The 14947-nt window shown below is 64.7% G+C and carries 19 protein-coding genes; 8 read left to right on the top strand and 11 right to left on the bottom strand.

Features of this window, described 5'->3' with window-relative positions; all coding sequences use genetic code 11:
- Window positions 1-31: 31 nt before the first annotated feature.
- From SynA15127_RS02955 to sppA, 6 genes are all read right to left on the bottom strand, one after another.
- On the bottom strand, window positions 32-442 hold the full coding sequence (locus SynA15127_RS02955; protein ID WP_186484942.1) for a PH domain-containing protein: 411 nt from the start codon (window positions 440-442) through the stop codon (window positions 32-34).
- A complete protein-coding gene (gene rnpA / locus SynA15127_RS02960) occupies window positions 439-825 on the bottom strand; it encodes a ribonuclease P protein component (protein ID WP_043695333.1) in 387 nt (128 codons plus the stop codon). Before rnpA ends, SynA15127_RS02955 begins: the two co-directional genes overlap by 4 nt.
- A 24-nt stretch (window positions 826-849) precedes the next feature.
- Window positions 850-987 (bottom strand): 50S ribosomal protein L34, encoded by a 138-nt coding sequence (rpmH, locus tag SynA15127_RS02965; protein WP_011128745.1) that lies wholly within the window; start codon window positions 985-987, stop codon window positions 850-852.
- 46 nt (window positions 988-1033) lie between these two features.
- On the bottom strand, window positions 1034-1606 hold the full coding sequence (locus tag SynA15127_RS02970) for a DUF2808 domain-containing protein (protein ID WP_043695339.1): 573 nt from the start codon (window positions 1604-1606) through the stop codon (window positions 1034-1036).
- A 75-nt stretch (window positions 1607-1681) separates the two neighbouring features.
- Window positions 1682-2065 carry a chorismate mutase gene (gene aroH, locus SynA15127_RS02975; RefSeq protein ID WP_186484943.1) on the bottom strand — a complete coding sequence of 128 codons (384 nt, stop codon included), beginning with the start codon at window positions 2063-2065 and terminating at the stop codon, window positions 1682-1684.
- Window positions 2062-2871, bottom strand: coding sequence for a signal peptide peptidase SppA (sppA, locus tag SynA15127_RS02980; protein ID WP_186484944.1), 810 nt, complete (start codon window positions 2869-2871; stop codon window positions 2062-2064). Before sppA ends, aroH begins: the two co-directional genes overlap by 4 nt.
- Window positions 2872-2925: 54 nt before the next feature.
- Here sppA and SynA15127_RS02985 point away from each other — a divergent pair, with 54 nt between their 5' ends.
- Genes SynA15127_RS02985 through SynA15127_RS02995 form a run of 3 tightly spaced genes read left to right on the top strand, consistent with a single transcriptional unit; the run spans window position 2926 to window position 6765 of the window.
- The gene (locus tag SynA15127_RS02985) at window positions 2926-3861 is read left to right on the top strand and encodes a DMT family transporter (RefSeq protein ID WP_186484945.1); all 936 of its coding nucleotides are present in this window, start codon (window positions 2926-2928) and stop codon (window positions 3859-3861) included.
- Window positions 3858-4967 carry a glycosyltransferase gene (locus SynA15127_RS02990; RefSeq protein WP_186484946.1) on the top strand — a complete coding sequence of 370 codons (1110 nt, stop codon included), beginning with the start codon at window positions 3858-3860 and terminating at the stop codon, window positions 4965-4967. The genes SynA15127_RS02985 and SynA15127_RS02990 overlap by 4 nt, the downstream gene beginning before the upstream one ends.
- Complete coding sequence (locus SynA15127_RS02995) at window positions 4942-6765, top strand: glycosyltransferase family 39 protein (protein WP_186484947.1); 1824 nt, start codon at window positions 4942-4944, stop codon at window positions 6763-6765. The genes SynA15127_RS02990 and SynA15127_RS02995 overlap by 26 nt, the downstream gene beginning before the upstream one ends.
- A 4-nt stretch (window positions 6766-6769) precedes the next feature.
- On the opposite strand, the gene SynA15127_RS03000 is transcribed toward SynA15127_RS02995, so the two are convergent.
- Complete coding sequence (locus SynA15127_RS03000) at window positions 6770-7288, bottom strand: DUF721 domain-containing protein (protein WP_186484948.1); 519 nt, start codon at window positions 7286-7288, stop codon at window positions 6770-6772.
- Window positions 7289-7351: 63 nt separating this feature from the next.
- On the opposite strand from SynA15127_RS03000, the gene SynA15127_RS03005 reads away from it, so the two are divergent.
- Genes SynA15127_RS03005 through SynA15127_RS03025 form a run of 5 tightly spaced genes read left to right on the top strand, consistent with a single transcriptional unit; the run spans window position 7352 to window position 11502 of the window.
- A complete protein-coding gene (locus SynA15127_RS03005) occupies window positions 7352-8125 on the top strand; it encodes a PspA/IM30 family protein (RefSeq protein ID WP_186484949.1) in 774 nt (257 codons plus the stop codon).
- Window positions 8126-8184: 59 nt separating this feature from the next.
- Window positions 8185-8511, top strand: a complete 327-nt coding sequence (gene trxA, locus SynA15127_RS03010) for a thioredoxin (protein ID WP_186484950.1) — start codon at window positions 8185-8187, stop codon at window positions 8509-8511.
- The gene (locus SynA15127_RS03015) at window positions 8498-9694 is read left to right on the top strand and encodes an aminotransferase class I/II-fold pyridoxal phosphate-dependent enzyme (RefSeq protein WP_186484951.1); all 1197 of its coding nucleotides are present in this window, start codon (window positions 8498-8500) and stop codon (window positions 9692-9694) included. Before trxA ends, SynA15127_RS03015 begins: the two co-directional genes overlap by 14 nt.
- A complete protein-coding gene (locus tag SynA15127_RS03020) occupies window positions 9678-10466 on the top strand; it encodes a biotin--[acetyl-CoA-carboxylase] ligase (protein WP_255475552.1) in 789 nt (262 codons plus the stop codon). Before SynA15127_RS03015 ends, SynA15127_RS03020 begins: the two co-directional genes overlap by 17 nt.
- Before the next feature lie 25 nt (window positions 10467-10491).
- The gene (locus tag SynA15127_RS03025; protein ID WP_186484952.1) at window positions 10492-11502 is read left to right on the top strand and encodes a M23 family metallopeptidase; all 1011 of its coding nucleotides are present in this window, start codon (window positions 10492-10494) and stop codon (window positions 11500-11502) included.
- On the opposite strand, the gene SynA15127_RS03030 is transcribed toward SynA15127_RS03025, so the two are convergent.
- Genes SynA15127_RS03030 through SynA15127_RS03045 form a run of 4 tightly spaced genes read right to left on the bottom strand, consistent with a single transcriptional unit; the run spans window position 11477 to window position 14940 of the window.
- Window positions 11477-12205 carry a response regulator transcription factor gene (locus SynA15127_RS03030; RefSeq protein WP_186484953.1) on the bottom strand — a complete coding sequence of 243 codons (729 nt, stop codon included), beginning with the start codon at window positions 12203-12205 and terminating at the stop codon, window positions 11477-11479. The two genes, SynA15127_RS03025 and SynA15127_RS03030, sit on opposite strands and share 26 nt — an antisense overlap.
- 35 nt (window positions 12206-12240) lie before the next feature.
- On the bottom strand, window positions 12241-12642 hold the full coding sequence (locus SynA15127_RS03035; protein WP_255475553.1) for a PleD family two-component system response regulator: 402 nt from the start codon (window positions 12640-12642) through the stop codon (window positions 12241-12243).
- A 38-nt stretch (window positions 12643-12680) separates the two neighbouring features.
- Window positions 12681-13376, bottom strand: coding sequence for an ABC transporter ATP-binding protein (locus SynA15127_RS03040; protein ID WP_186484954.1), 696 nt, complete (start codon window positions 13374-13376; stop codon window positions 12681-12683).
- Window positions 13369-14940: an NAD(P)H-quinone oxidoreductase subunit N gene (locus tag SynA15127_RS03045; RefSeq protein WP_186484955.1), complete on the bottom strand. Its 1572-nt coding sequence runs from the start codon at window positions 14938-14940 to the stop codon at window positions 13369-13371. The genes SynA15127_RS03040 and SynA15127_RS03045 overlap by 8 nt, the downstream gene beginning before the upstream one ends.
- Window positions 14941-14947 lie beyond the last annotated feature (7 nt).

Here is a 14947-nt window from a genome sequence, read left to right on the forward strand (position 1 = left end):
CATTGTGATGCCAGTGTGCAGTACCACCGGATCAGGCGGCGAATCCCTCGACGGCCTGGCCGGCTTGTGGAGACGATCGGCGTTCGGCCATCCGCTCGAGGATGTAGGCCTCCGTCTCGCGGAAGTTGGGCATTGAGCGGAGTTCGAGACGGGAACCGTCACTGAGCACCAGCACCATGTCTCCCCAGGCACCCAAGACCCGGGGAACGCTGCGGACCTCCTTGATCTGGGAATACACAACCTGGGTCTTGTCTCGTCCCATCCAGCCGCCGCTGACGGAGACGCGCCGGTTGGTGATCCGGAAGCGCACCCACAGGGACCTGACCACCGCTCCGATGGTGAAGGGGAGGCCGATCAGGGTGATCCCCAGCAGCAGGTTGAAGATCAGATCTCCTCTGGCAGGTCCACCCTCGTAGTGGATCTGCTCATTGGTGGTGGTCATCCTTCCAGCCCGGCATCTCTCAGAAGACTGTCGCATTCTTTGAGCAGTTGCGACGGATCCACCTCCCCAGCCTCCGGACGCAGACTGAAGAGCAGCCACAGTCCGGCCAGGTCCTGCCGGGATTCCAGTCGCTGGCGCAGATGGTCATGCAGCCGACGTCTCAGCCGGTTGCGCTTCACGGCGCGTTTGCTCACCTTGCTGCTGATCACCAAGGCACATCGGCAGCTCACGTCGGGCTGACGACGGAGTTCAGGCCGGAGCAGACGCACCTCCGCCTGCACCACCCTCAGCACCAGCAATTGCCCGTGATGGCGACGACCGGTGCGGTGAAGGCGGTTGAAGCAGCGGTGTCCCCTGAGACGCATGGACGCGGGGAGTGCCATGGGCCCGACTGCGGGACAGGTGCGTCAGACCGCCAGTCGCGAACGCCCCCGTTTCCTGCGGGTGCGGATCACGCGACGGCCCGTGTGGGAACGCATGCGGACGCGGAAACCGGACACCCGCTTGCGTTTGCGGCTTGTTCCTCCCAGGGTGCGTTTGGTCATCTCAGTGGTCTGGCTTCCGGCCGATCAGAACTCGTAAACCTATCAGTCAGTCCATGTCGATCAGCCAGCTGCCGACGTAGCCGGACATGGGCACGTCGCCGGGGGCCTGAATCAGCGCGTTGAGCTGGTACATCCGCTTGCCTTCCGGGTTGAACAGCTTGATCCGCAAGGCGTAATCACCCTCCACCGGAATCGGCTTGTCCGGGAACACCTCGATGGCGGTCTGCTGCTTGTTGATCTCGATTGTGGCTGGAATCTCCTCGATGCATTTGGTGCGGTGCATCATTCCGCCCTTGCTCATGCGGCAGACCGCCATGCGTTCCGTCTTCAGCTTCGAGTCGAAGTAATCGGGAACGGTCACCGTCAGCTTGAGGATGGCGGTCTTTCGGTCCTTGGCCCGCAGGGTCAGATACCAGGTGGCGCGTTCGTCCGGCAGGGTTGAGGTCAGGTAGTAATACAGCTTCCGGTAGTCCCGGTCGGTGTCCCAGCGGAACTCCATCAGACCAGGCGTGCCCTGGGCTCGGACCGGCGCGGACTGAGGTGCGATCAATGCCGGAGCCAGCACGAGGCCGGCGATCGTCCCCGCCGGCAGCAGACGGAGAAACAGGTTGCGGAGCATGGCACCCACTCGAATGAAGGGATTCTCCTGAGACCCAAGCCAGGAAGGAGAGGTTCTGGGCCGGCGCCTGAGCTGTCAGTTGTGACTGGATCTGTCCGGCCGGAGCATCCGGGCACCTTCGAGGTAGGGGTGAATCGGCAGCTGCCCTTCCGGCAGCCACGCCAGAGCCAGAACGCGGATGCAACGTTCCAGATCCCCCCCGACGGCCATCTGCTGGCAGTCCAGAAGCGCCACCCGGTCCCAGCCGCAGCGACTGCGGGCGACGGCAGCGGGGAAGCAGGCGTTCAGATCTCCGGTGACGGAGAAGGTCACCGAAATAATTCGGTCCGCGCTGAGGTCGTTGCGATCGACCAGGGCATCGATCAGGTCGGCGACGGCCTTCTGGATCGCGTCTGAGCTGTTCTCGGGACAGGTGGTGGCTCCGCGCAGACCGATCAGCTGCAGGAGGGTGCCGCTCATGGTCGATACAGCCAGAGAACCTGACCGCTCCCCATGAGCTCGATGCAGAGACGGTTCTGAAGTTGCTGGATCAGCTGAGACCCCGGCAGGAGGCTGGTGAGTTTGCGGCGACTCTTGCCGAGTGTCACCGGACGCAGCTCCTCATCCAGCTCTGCCAGTCGGGCCGCGAGTCGACGGGCATGTTCCTCATCCCCGAGCTCATCGACCAGTCCGAGTTCCTTGGCCTGAGCACCGCTGAACACGCGACCATCGGCGAAGCCCTTGACGGCCTCACGGCTCATGCCGCGACCGTCCGCGACGACGCCGACGAACTGGTCGTAGCTGCTGTCGATGAGCTCCTGAAGCAGAGCCCGTTCCGCGTCGCTGAGCGGGCGGTCCGGAGAGAGGATGTCCTTGAACGGTCCGCTTTTCACCGTGTCGAAGCGGATTCCGATCCGCTCGAACACTCGCGAGAGATCGTTGCCACGCAGGATCACCCCGATGGAGCCGGTGATCGTGCCGGGGTTCGCGACGATCGTCTCGGCGGCCACCCCCACATACACACCGCCGGAGGCGGAGATGTTGCCGAAGCTGGCCACCACCTTGCAGCCCTTGTCCCGCAGCCTCATTAGGGCGGCGTGAATCTCCTGGCTGTCACCGACGGTGCCCCCTGGGCTGTCGATCCGCAGCAACAGGGCAGGGAATTCCCGCTCGCCGACCTCCCTCAGGGCCTTGAGCACCCGCAACCGGGTGGCGCCTGTGATGGGTCCGTCGAGAACGACTCGGGCCATCTTCCGGCGGGATTTACGACGCCACGGCCAGGCCATGTCTCACAGCTGCTTCCTTCCGGATCTTAAAAAGGCGTTCAACCCCCCATCCCGATGCCAACCTCCGCCCGCTGGCTGCTGATGGTGCTTCCATTCGCGTTATGGGGCACGGCGATGACGGCGATGGCCCCGCTGATCCCGACGGGCGGCCCCTGGCTCGTGGCCAGTCTCCGCCTGCTGCCTGCCGGAATCGCGGTGCTCCTGTGGGTGCGTATCTCGGGGCGCTCCCTGCGCATCGATGCGAGGGACCTGGGCTGGTTCGGCCTCTTCACCCTGGTGGATGCCTGCCTGTTTCAGGCCGTGCTGGTTCGCGGTCTGGAGCAGACCGGAGCGGGTCTCGGCTCGGTGCTGATCGACTCTCAGCCTCTGATGGTCGCGCTGCTCGCCAGGGCTCTGTTCGCCGAGTCGATCAATCCTGTGGGCTGGCTGGGGCTGGGCCTCGGCCTGGCCGGCGTTCTCTGTCTGGGGGTGCCTGCTGACCTGTTGCGTCACTGGTGGCTGCTGGCGGAGCGGCCCGCGATGCAGGACCTGCTGCAGGCCGGAGAGGCCTGGATGCTGCTGGCCGCTCTGGCGATGGCGTTTGGCACTGTGCTGATCCGCTTCGCTTCGCGTCACAGTGATCCGGTGGTCACCACCGGCTGGCACATGCTTCTGGGCAGCCTCCCGCTTCTGCTTCTTTCCTGTCTTGACCGTGGGTTAGCGCCCCCTGCCTGGAGCGGTTTCGACTGGACACGCATGGCCTTCGCCAGCCTCCTGGGCAGTGCCCTGGCCTACGGCCTGTTCTTCTGGTTCGCCAGCCGGCGGGATCTCACCGGTTTCAGCAGTCTTGGATTTCTCACACCGGTGTTCGCCCTGGCCACCGGTGGCTGGTTCCTGGGCGAGCGACTGGCTCCGCTGCAATGGTTCGGGGTGTTTCTGGTGCTGTTGTCCGTGCTCTGCGTCAGTCAGCGAAGACGCCTCTGGGAGCCTGCGGAGTCTCAAGCGGCATGAGCGAGCTTCCACTGGATCTGGTGCTGCTGAGCACCCCGATCGGCGCCCTTGGCAGCGGCCGCGGCGGCGGGGTGGAACTCACCCTCACCTCTCTGATGCAGGGGCTGGCCGAGCGGGGGCATCGTCTGACCCTGATCGCCGCTGACGGTTCCTGCCTGCCGGCTGGATGCGAAGCGGTTGATCTGGTCACGCTGCCGGGCGCGGATCAGCCCAGCTGGCAGCACGCCGCGGAGGATGCCCCTGTGGTGATCCCGAGAAGCGGCCTGCTGGCGTCGATGCTGGCTGAAGCCCTCAAACGCGCCCCTGCCGCCGATGCCGTTCTCAACTTCGGCTACGACTGGCTGCCTCTGTGGACCACGCCCTGGGTCTCCGTCCCCCTGTTTCATCTGATCAGCATGGGGGATGTCGCGGCTGTGATGCGCGACGCGATCGAGTCTCTGGCGCGGTGGGACCAGCGGCGTCTGGCCTTTCACACCCGCCGGCAGGCCGCTGATTTCCAGCTGCCGTCACCAGCGCGCGTGGTGGGAAATGGCTTTGACCTGGGTCGCTATGAGCTGCGGCTCGCGACGGACGGCCCCCTCGGATGGGCCGGCCGCATCGCTCCGGAGAAGGGGCTGGAAGATGCTGCGGCTGCGGCTGCTGCACTTGGAGAGCGCCTGTTGGTGTGGGGCCTGAGAGAGGATCCGTCCTATGCAGAGGCCGTGGAGGCCGGCGTCCCGGCCGGCACCATCGACTGGAGAGGGTTTCTGCCGACGCATGAGCTGCAGAGGGATCTGGGGCGTTGCCGGGCACTGATCAACACGCCGAAGTGGAATGAGGCCTACGGCAATGTCGTGGTTGAGGCCCTGGCCTGCGGGGTCCCGGTGGTCGCCTACGACCGGGGCGGGCCAGGGGAGCTGATCCGTTCCGGGGAGACCGGCTGGCTGGTGCCTCCTGACGATCGCCAGGCCCTTGTGGAGGCTCTCGATCGGGTGGGGCAGATCGATCGTCGCTGCTGCCGCTCCTGGGTGGAGGACAACGCCACCCGGGCGGTGTTCAGCGGTCGCGTGGAGCGCTGGATCAGGGATGGGCTCGTGGAGGATGCCAGCATCAGCGCGCAGCACTGAGGGGCCGGCGTTGGTGGTGGTGTCGGACGGACAGCGAAGACGGGTGCTGGGGCTGGTCATGGTCCTGGCTGTTCTGATCGCCTTTTGGCGACTCGGCAGCACGGGGCTGATGGATGAGACGCCGCCTCTCTTTGCGGCGGCCGGTCGGGCGATGGCTGACACCGGCGACTGGCTGACTCCCCGTGTCAACGGCTTGCCGCGGTACGACAAACCACCGCTTGTGTACTGGCTCATGGGGGGCTTCAACGCCCTGCCGGGCCGTGAAACGTGGGATCCGCTCGGCAGCTGGGCAGCCCGTCTGCCCTCCGCTCTGGCGACCGTGGCGATGATGCTCGGCCTGTCCGACACCCTGCTGCGCTGGCCTCAGCCAGGCACCAGCCGTCCTGGGAGGACGGCCGTTGCCGCAGCTCTCGCCTTCGCCCTCTCACCGCTGGTGCTCGTGTGGACCCGCACGGCGGTGAGTGATGCTCTGCTCTGTGCCCTGCTGGGCCTCAGCCTGCTTCTGCAGTGGCGCCGTTTCGCCTGCCCCGAGTCGGTTCGCTGGTGGCCCGCCTGGGTGGTTCTCGGCCTGGCGGTTCTCGCCAAGGGTCCCGTGGCCGTGGTCCTCACCGGTCTGACTCTGTTGATCTTCGCGGCGCTGCGGCGAGATCCGGTGACACCCTGGCAGCGCTTGCGTCCCCTGCAGGGACTGCTGATCACAGCCTCCGTCAGCCTGCCCTGGTATGCCGCCGAACTGCTGGTGGAAGGCCAGCCGTTCTGGGACAGCTTCTTCGGCTACCACAACCTCCAGCGCTTCACCTCGGTGGTGAATGACCATCTGCAGCCCTGGTGGTTCTTCGGTCCGGTGATGCTGGTGGCGGCTCTTCCCTTCACACCTCTGCTGCTGGTTGGTCTGGCTCAGGGGCTGCGCGGTCGCCCCGAGCCGCCGGATTCTCTTCAGCAGTTCAGCAGCGCCTGGCTCCTGGCCGTGCTTCTGCTGTTCACCACAGCGGCCACAAAGCTTCCCAGTTACTGGTTGCCTGCCACCCCGGCGGCTGCACTCCTGATCGCCTTGATCGCCGCCCGGCCGGGCTGGCCCGTTCGGGCGGCCTGGCTGAGCACGGCTGCTCTGGCTCTGCTGCTCGCCGCCGGCTTTTGGAGTTCACCGATCTGGGTTCCCCTGATCAGCGATCCGGAGATGCCCACCCTGGCTTCCGACCTGCTGGCCAGCGGTTTCGTGCTGAGGGCTGCGGGCTGGTTCACGGCTGCCGGCCTGATCGGAGTGCTGTTGCATCGACGCGACGCCCTGGTGGCTCTGCTCGGGATGCAGGGGGCCCTGGTGCTGTTCCACCTGACCGCTCTCGTTCCGACCGCTGAGCTGGCGGATCAGCTGCGTCAGCAGCCCGTGCGGCAGGCCGCCGCACGGATGAGCCAGTCCCGTAAAGAGCGTGAACCGCTGGCGATGGTGGGCGCAATGAAGCCGTCACTGCACTTCTACACCGGACGGGTGATCCTGTTTGAGGGACGCTCGGATGGGGCCCTGGTGAACCTGGCCGATCGACTCAGCCATGAGCGCCGGCGCGGTTGGCAGGGACATCCTCTGGGTTCACCGCAGGCTTCCGACACCCTGCTTTTGGTGATCGACCGTGGCACCGCGCGTCAGGAGCACTGGCGCGGTCTGAATCCGCAGCTGCTCGGCAGCTACGGCATCTATGAGGTCTGGCGTCTCGATCGGAGCCGCCTGTATCAGCGGGCTGCTGCCCTGATGCAGGAGGGGGTCGATGCCGACTGGCGCGATCCGAGGCCCGAGCGGTTCTGATCGTTTAAAGGGTCAGCCGTTCCCGGTGGCAGAAGCCACAACATCCCCAGAGTGAGATCTCCCCCTTGGGAGCCGGTCGGCCGCAGCGCGGGCAGCTCCCCATGCCGTGAACGTCGGCCCGACTGGGATGGCGGGCCCAGATGCTGGCCTCGCTGTCGCGATCGCGCGTCTTCGCCGGATGGTGCTGTTGGATGCGCAGGTCTTGGATGGTGTGGCCAGCGGCGCGCAGGGAGGCCAGAAGCTGAGAACGGCTGTACTGCAGGGCCTGACGCCACTGGGGATGGCTGGCACCGATGGTGAGGATGCCGCGTTGAAGACTGAGGGGCTGGCAGTGAGGGGCCAGATGAGCTCCGGCGATGCGGGGCCAGTCCTGCCAGAGCGCCGCCAGGCTGCCCTCGCGATGCCAGTCGCGTTTGAGATCCTCAAGGCAGTCCTGGAGAGGGGCTGCCGGAGTCGGCTGGGGCGCCTGCAGCAGCTCGAGCCCTCTCAGTCGACGGCGTTGAGAGTCAGGAGCCACGGCCATTGACTGACATTAGGAGGGTTTCTGCCGGATCTGGCTAACCTCAGCCCGGATCTGGATACCTCCATGGGCTTCTTCGACCGGCTGAGCCGACTGGTGCGCGCCAACGCCAACGCCGCCGTCAGCGGCCTGGAGGATCCAGCCAAGATCCTCGATCAATCCGTCGCCGACATGCAGTCGGACCTGGTGAAGCTGCGCCAGGCGGTGGCCATGGCGATCGCCAGCCAGAAGCGGCTGCGCAACCAGGCTGAACAGGCCGAGACGCAGTCGAAAACCTGGTACGAACGTGCCGAGCTGGCACTGAAGAAAGGTGAGGAGGACCTGGCCCGTGAGGCTCTGAGCCGTCGCAAGACCTTTCAGGAGACCGCCACATCCCTCAATGCCCAGATCCAGGCACAGGACGGACAGGTGGAGACCCTGAAGAAGAGCCTGGTGGCGCTGGAGGGAAAGATCGCTCAGGCCAAGACGAAGAAGGACATGCTCAAGGCCCGGGCCGAGGCGGCGAAGGCTCAGCAGCAGCTGCAGAGCGCCGTGGGCAATCTCGGCACCAACTCCGCTATGGCGGCATTCGAGCGGATGGAGGACAAGGTCGAGCAGATGGAGGCGACAGGTCAGGCAGCGGCCGAGCTCGCCGGGGCCGATCTGGAGAGTCAGTTCGCTGCTCTGGAAAGCGGGGATGATGTCGATGACGAACTGGCTGCACTGCGCCAGCAGCTGAAAGGCGGCCCCGAAGCGGTTGCCCTGCCTGCGGCCGAGAGCCAGCCCGCTGTTCAGCCGGTCAAGGTGGAGCAGGTCGACGCTGATCTCGAGGAGCTCAAGCGCTCCATCGACAAGCTCTGATCCGGCGTTCCTCCGGTCCCGGAACCTGCATAGGATTCAGATCTCTCCTGCCCTACGCCGTGTCCTCTGCAGTCGCCGATTTCACTGATGCAGCTTTCGAGGCTGACGTTCTCAGCGTCAGTGGCACGGTGCTGGTTGACTTCTGGGCTCCCTGGTGCGGACCCTGCCGGCTGATGGCGCCATTGATGGACTGGGCTGCCGAGACCTACAGCGACCGTCTGACCGTGGGCAAGCTTGAGGTGGATGGCAATCCCGGAATCCGCGACTCCTATCAGGTGCAGGGAATTCCCACGCTCATGCTGTTCCGCGACGGTCAGGTCATCGCCCGACACGAAGGGGCCATCGCCAAGCCACAGCTTCAGGCTTTCCTGGATGCCAACCTCTAGGCGCCTCGCGGCCCTTGGTAACGGCACCTTTGCCCGCTGTGATCGGCAGAAGCTGGTTCATCGCGCGCTCGCGGAGAGGGGTGAGGCGCTTCCACTGATCGACCTCTCGCTGGGATCCTCGGATCTGCCCCCTCCACAACCGGTGCTGGAGGCCATGGCGGCTGCTCTGCCGTCGCCTTCAAGTTCGGCTTACTGCCTGCAAGCCGGAACAGCGCCGTTTCGCTCAGCCGTCGCCGCGTGGTGCCACCGCCGTTTCGGCGTGACCGTTGATCCGGATTGTGAGGTTCAGCTGCTCATCGGTTCCCAGGAGGGAACGGCGCACCTGCCTCTTGCCGTGCTGGATCCCGGAGATGCAGCTCTGCTGCTGGATCCCTGCTACCCCTCCCACCGGGGAGGCCTGATCCTGGCCGATGCCGATATTCAAGCCCTCCCCCTCCGCGAGGCCGATGATTGGCGTCCCGATCTGGAGTCCCTCCCCGGCAGTGCCTGGGATCGCCTGCGGCTGTTCGTTCTCGGTTACCCCCACAATCCGACCGCCCGGGTTGGAGATCAGGATCTTCTCGATCAGGTGATGGCGAAGGGGGTGCGGCACCAGCTGGTGATCGCCCATGACAATCCCTACGTCGATCTGGCACTGGAGGGGGAGGCACCAAGCCTGCTGTGCAGTCCTGGCTGGCGTTCCTGGGGGATCGAATTCTTCTCGCTCTCCAAAGGCTGGGGGCTCGGGGGCTTCCGCCTCGCTTTCGCGGTCGGTGCCCCCCCCCTGATCGAGGCCCTGGGTCAGGTGAAGGCGGTGGTGGATTTCAATCAGTCCCTCGCGCTCCAGCGGGGCGGCATCACAGCGTTGACGCAATGTGCCGACTGGCCGCAGCGTTTGCGCACCACCTACCGCTCCCGACGAGACGGGGTTCTGGCTGCCCTGGCCGAACGGAAATGGGGTGTTCCCTGTCCTGAGATGGGCATGTACCTCTGGATGCCACTGCCCTCAAGGGCAGTGGAGCGCGGCTGGTGTGACGAACAGGTCGCCTCGGACCTGCTTCGTCGCAGTGGCGTGGCCCTGACGCCTGGATCCGGTTTCGGATCCCAGGGAAGCGGCTGGCTGCGCATGGCTCTGGTCAGGCCCGTCGAGGAGCTCCAGTTGGCCGTCGATCGCCTTGCGGAAGCCCTTGCCGCCCTGGCCTGAACCCTCCCGGGGATGTGGAGGAGCCCTGGCCCTCTACCGGCGCAGTGCCGCTGCCGATGCCCGGCCATGGCATCTTCGCTGGGTACCGGTCTGCAGCAGCACCGAGCCGCTGCTGGAGCGCTGGCTGCGGGACGCGCCTCAGCTGGACCACCCCCGGGCCGTGATCGCTGGTCGTCAGATCAGGGCCACAGGTCAGTGGGGACGCCCATGGATGTCCCCTCGGGGTGGGCTCTGGATCAGTGCTGCGTTGCCCTGGCAGGGCAGGCCACCCGCCAGCGCGATGCTGATCGGGCTCGCCGTCGCGACGGGCCTGGCAGAGCGTCTGGAGCGGCGCGGACTGGAGGTGGCGATCAAGTGGCCCAATGATCTTCTGGTCAATGGCCGCAAGCTCGCGGGTCTGCTTCCGCGTCTGGTTCAGCGCGGCTCGACTCTTCGCCTCGTGCGCATCGGTGTCGGTCTGAATGTGGAGAACCGGATCCCCTCCCACGCAGTGGCGCTGCGTCAGGTGTTGGGACCTGCCGGGGGCTCACCATGTCTCTGGTGCGCCGAGTTGCTGCAGGTCCTGGACCGGTGCATGGAGGACTCCGTTGATCTGCGCTGGTGTGTGCCGGAGGCTGAACGGAGGCTCTGGAGTGATCGGGTGCGCGATCCGGATGATGGCCTGATCTGGTCCATCTCCGGTCTGGCCCCCAACGGGGCGTTGCGCCTGCGACGCGGCGCACAGACCAGGGACTGGACCCGATGGTCCAGTGGTCCGGGATCACTTTCTTAAGTTGTGTTGTGGTGACCTGTAACGATTGGTGCTGCGCTGGTTCGCACTCGCCTGGTTGATCGCTCTGCCGGAGAGCCCGGATGTGATCAGCGCGCTACCCCTGACTCCACCGCAGGATCTGGAACAGCTCGAGCGGAATCGGGTGATCACCAGAGAGGAGCGGGACAGCCTTGAGACCGAGACGCTCACGGTTCCTGCGGATCTTCCCCCGGTTGCGGCGCCGAAGCTGGATGCCGCCTGCCGCGAAGGTGCCCTCTCCAGGAAGGAGTGCACATCAGGCTTGCTGCAGCCATCCCGATCCCGCCGGAGAACGGTGCGCGTTCGGATCAACGGACGCGAGGCGGCCAATGATGAGACAGCGTCAAGGACGGGTCGCTCGCAGCCCCCGAGCTCGACTCCGCTCACCGTCCCCGTCACGTCGCTGAACGCCGGCTCCAAGGCCTCGTTCCGCCTCGAATCGGTTTTCGCTGTGACCCCTCGCCCCTCGGCAGCCCAGGGCAATGGCGATCGCAGTCTCCTGTTTCCGGTGCTGGGTCAGGCCTTCTCCAGCAGTGGTTTCGGCTGGCGTCTGCACCCCGTGCTGGGCATCTGGCGCATGCATGCCGGTCGTGATTTCGCGGCACCGGAGGGGGCACCGGTAGTGGCAGCATTGAGCGGCTCAGTGCTCAGCAGCGGCCTGGCCGGCGGATACGGCATTGCAGTGGAACTGGAGCATTCCAATCCCCGTCGCCGGACCTTGTACGGCCATTTGTCTGAGATCTATGTCCTTCCCGGTCAGCGTGTGCGACAGGGGGAGGTGATCGGTCGTGTCGGCAGCACCGGTCTGAGCACCGGTCCCCATCTCCACTTCGAGTTGCGACAACCGTCCGGGAGCGGTTGGATCGCCGTGGATCCGACTCAGTTGGATGGCCTCCGGCCCTCCCTGGAGCCGGAAGCTCCCCGCAACGAAGACGCCGTTTCGACGTTGATGGCTCAAGTTCTGAAGACCCTGGAGCGGCCCGGCTCCGCTCTCAGGTCGTCTCGTCCCGCAGGATGAAGCCGACTCCGCGCACCGTGTGGATCAGCGTCGGTGCATCAGGCTGTTCGACCTTCTGGCGCAGGTAGCGGATGTAGACATCCAGGAGGTTGTCGTCGCCGAAGAAGTTCTCGCCCCAGACGCCACGCATGATCTCCTGCCGTTCCAGAACGGACCCGGCTCCGCGCATCAGGAAATTCAGCAGGTCGTATTCCTTGACCGAGAGGTGAATCGCCCGATCGCCTCGGGACACATCCCGGGTGCGCGTGTTCAAGGTGAGGTCGGAGACCTGGAGGGTTTCAGCGTTCTCGGGACTGCCGCTGGCACCGGAGAAGGTTTCCGCCCGTCGGTGCATGGCCCGCAGCCGGGCCATCAGTTCGTCAATGGAGAACGGTTTGATCAGGTGATCGTCGACGCCTGCATCAAGGGCCTTCACCCGATCCGTGATTTCATCGTGGCCCGTGAGCATCAGGATCGGGATTGTGACTCCCCCGGCGCGGATGCGCTGACAGATGTCGATTCCACTGAAATCGGGAAGATTCCAATCGAGAATGATCAGATCCGGGGTGGGATCGGTGCGGCTGCGGATCAACCCCCCGGCGCCATCCTGTTCCACGTCGACGTCATAGCCCTCCACATCGAGCTCGAGTCGCAGCAGATCGGTCAGTCGCTTTTCGTCGTCAACCACCAAGACACGCAGGCGGGTGACCGACTCGTGCGCCATGGAGTCCCCAAAACTTGCGGCCACCTTAGGCATGCTCATGGATGACGTCCTGCTTCCTCCGTCATGGTCGTTCCGGCCTGCAGCAGGTCCGGCAGCCGGAGAAACAGATCGGGCTTGAGGATGTACTCCTCCGCTCCGTTGTCCAGAGCGATCCTGCGTTTCTCCGCGTCATCCAGGGCTGTCACGATCACCACCCGTGGACAGCCGTCCTTGGACGGATTGATCCTGAGCCGTTGCAGACAGCTGAGGCCATCCATGCCCGGAAGCATTAGATCAAGCAGGATCAGATCGATGGGCTCATCTCCATAGGCCGCCAGGAAGTCTTCGGCATTGCTGAATCCGATCATCCGATGACCTTCATCGTGAATCTCGTCCTGCAGCAGTTGGCGGATATGAGGGTTGTCCTCCACCACAGCAATGCTTAGTTGTCGTGCCAACAGCTCGATTCCGGCCCCTTATCGATTCATTGTGATCCTTAGAGCGCTGAAGAGGAACTCAGCACCCTGCCGTCCTGGAAACGGGCCACCTGCTGGGCACGTGCCGCCACGTCATCTTCATGGGTCACCATCACGAGCGTGATTCCCTGACGGTGCAGCTCGTCGAAAAGATCCAGCACCTCGGCTGTGGTCTGGGAGTCCAGGGCTCCGGTCGGTTCATCGGCCAGCAGCAGGGCCGGACGATTGATGATCGCCCGGGCGATGGCGACCCGCTGTTGCTGCCCACCCGACAGTTGATTCGGTCGATTTTGCAAGCGTTGAGCGAGGCCGACCCGCTCGAGTGCTTCCTTGGCCCTCTCGCGACGTTCCTCCGCCGGCACTCCGGCGTAAATCATCGGCAGCATCACGTTGTCCATGGCGGTGGCCTGAGGCAGCAGATGGAACTGCTGGAACACGAATCCGAGGGAGCGGTTGCGCACATCCGCCAGTGCATCGTCATCGAGTTGCTCCACCGCCTGGCCGTTCAGCCGGTAACTGCCGCTGGTGGGACGATCCAGGCAGCCCAGGATGTTCATGGCGGTGCTCTTACCGGAGCCGCTGGCTCCCATCACGGCGAGATAGTCCCCGCGATGGACGGTGAGATCGAGCTGATCAAGGGCTCGAACGGTCAGGTCATCGGATCCATACACCTTGCTGACGTCGATCAGTTCGGCGACCGGTGACAACTCAGCCAAGACCCTTCTGACCGGCGAGGGCAATGGCGTTCTGAAGCATCGGGGTACCGCTGACGGCCGCGTTCGCCCACTGGAAGAGGGGGTTGGAGAGAATTCCGCCGACGGCAGTGACCACGACACAGCCGATCAGAGCGGTCCTCAACGGTTTCATCCCGAGCAGGGACCAGCGCACATCCGGGTAGGCCTGCACTGCCTCGGAGGCTTCCTGAGGCTCTTTTACCACCATCATCTTGATCACCGAGATGTAGTAGTAGATCGACACCACGGACGTGACCAGGCCGACTACCACCAGCAGGTACTGGTGATCGGCCCATCCTGCGAAGAACAGATAAATCTTTCCGAAGAAACCCAGCATCGGGGGGATGCCTCCCAGGGAGAGGAGACAGAGGCTCAACCCAAGGGTGATCAGAGGATCTTTCTGGTAAAGCCCGGCGTAGTCGGAGATCCGGTCGCTGCCTGTTCGGATCGAGAACAGGATGATGCAGGCGAAAGCGCCCAGATTCATAAACAGATAGGCCGCCATGTAGAGGACCATCGCTGCGAATCCGTCCTCAGTGCCGCAGACCATGCCGATCATGACGAAGCCGGCTTGGCCGATGGAGCTGTAAGCCAGCATCCGTTTCATCGAGGTCTGAGCCAGGGCGACGACATTGCCCAGGGTCATGCTCAGCACCGCCAGCACCGTGAACAGAAGCTTCCACTGACCGTCGAAGGCTCCGAAGCAGCCCACCAGGATTCTCAGGGCGAGGGCGAAGCCAGCGGCTTTCGATCCCACCGACAGAAAGGCCACCACCGGAGTCGGCGATCCCTCATACACGTCGGGTGTCCATTGATGGAAGGGAACCGCAGCGATCTTGAAGGCCACGGTCGCCAGGACGAACACGAGAGCCAGTGCGGCCAGCGGGGTCGCGCTGGTCTGGAGAGCAATGCCGATGGCCTCCAGGCTGGTGCTGCCGCTCAGGCCGTAGAGAAGCGAGGCGCCGTAAAGGAAGACGGCTGCAGCAGCGGAACCGACCAGGAGATATTTGAGAGCCGCTTCCGAACTGCGGGCATCCCGTTTCATGTATCCGGCCAGCAGATAGCTGGCGACGGACAGCGTTTCAAGAGAAACGAAAACGCTGACGAGATCAGTGGCTCCGCAGAGCAGCATCGCTCCGAGCGTGGCCGCCAGCAGAATCGCGGCATATTCTCCGACTGGCGTGCCGCTCTGCTCGGCGTAACGCCAGCTGATCAACAGAGACAGGAGTGTCGAGAGAGCGATCACGGCCCGGAAGGCCACGGCGAGGTTGTCCGCCAGGAAGGAACCGAGGAACGAGCTCTCAACCGGAGCGTTCCACTGGAAAGCGAGCAGCAGCAGGGCCGTTCCAAGGCCGGCATAACAGATCGGGGGCACCCACCGGGCCGCGGCCTTCTCTCCGGCCAGATCGACCAGCAATGTGGCGATCATCGCCAGCAGAACCGCCCCTTCCGGGAGAACGGCAGTGGCGTTCAACGACAGATTCAGCAGATCGCCCGGAGCGGCCATGGCCTGAGTGGCGAGCAGAAAGGCACCCATCTCGGGCATGGCGGGC

The sequence above is a fragment of the Synechococcus sp. A15-127 genome (assembly GCF_014280215.1).
Taxonomy (GTDB): domain Bacteria; phylum Cyanobacteriota; class Cyanobacteriia; order PCC-6307; family Cyanobiaceae; genus Parasynechococcus.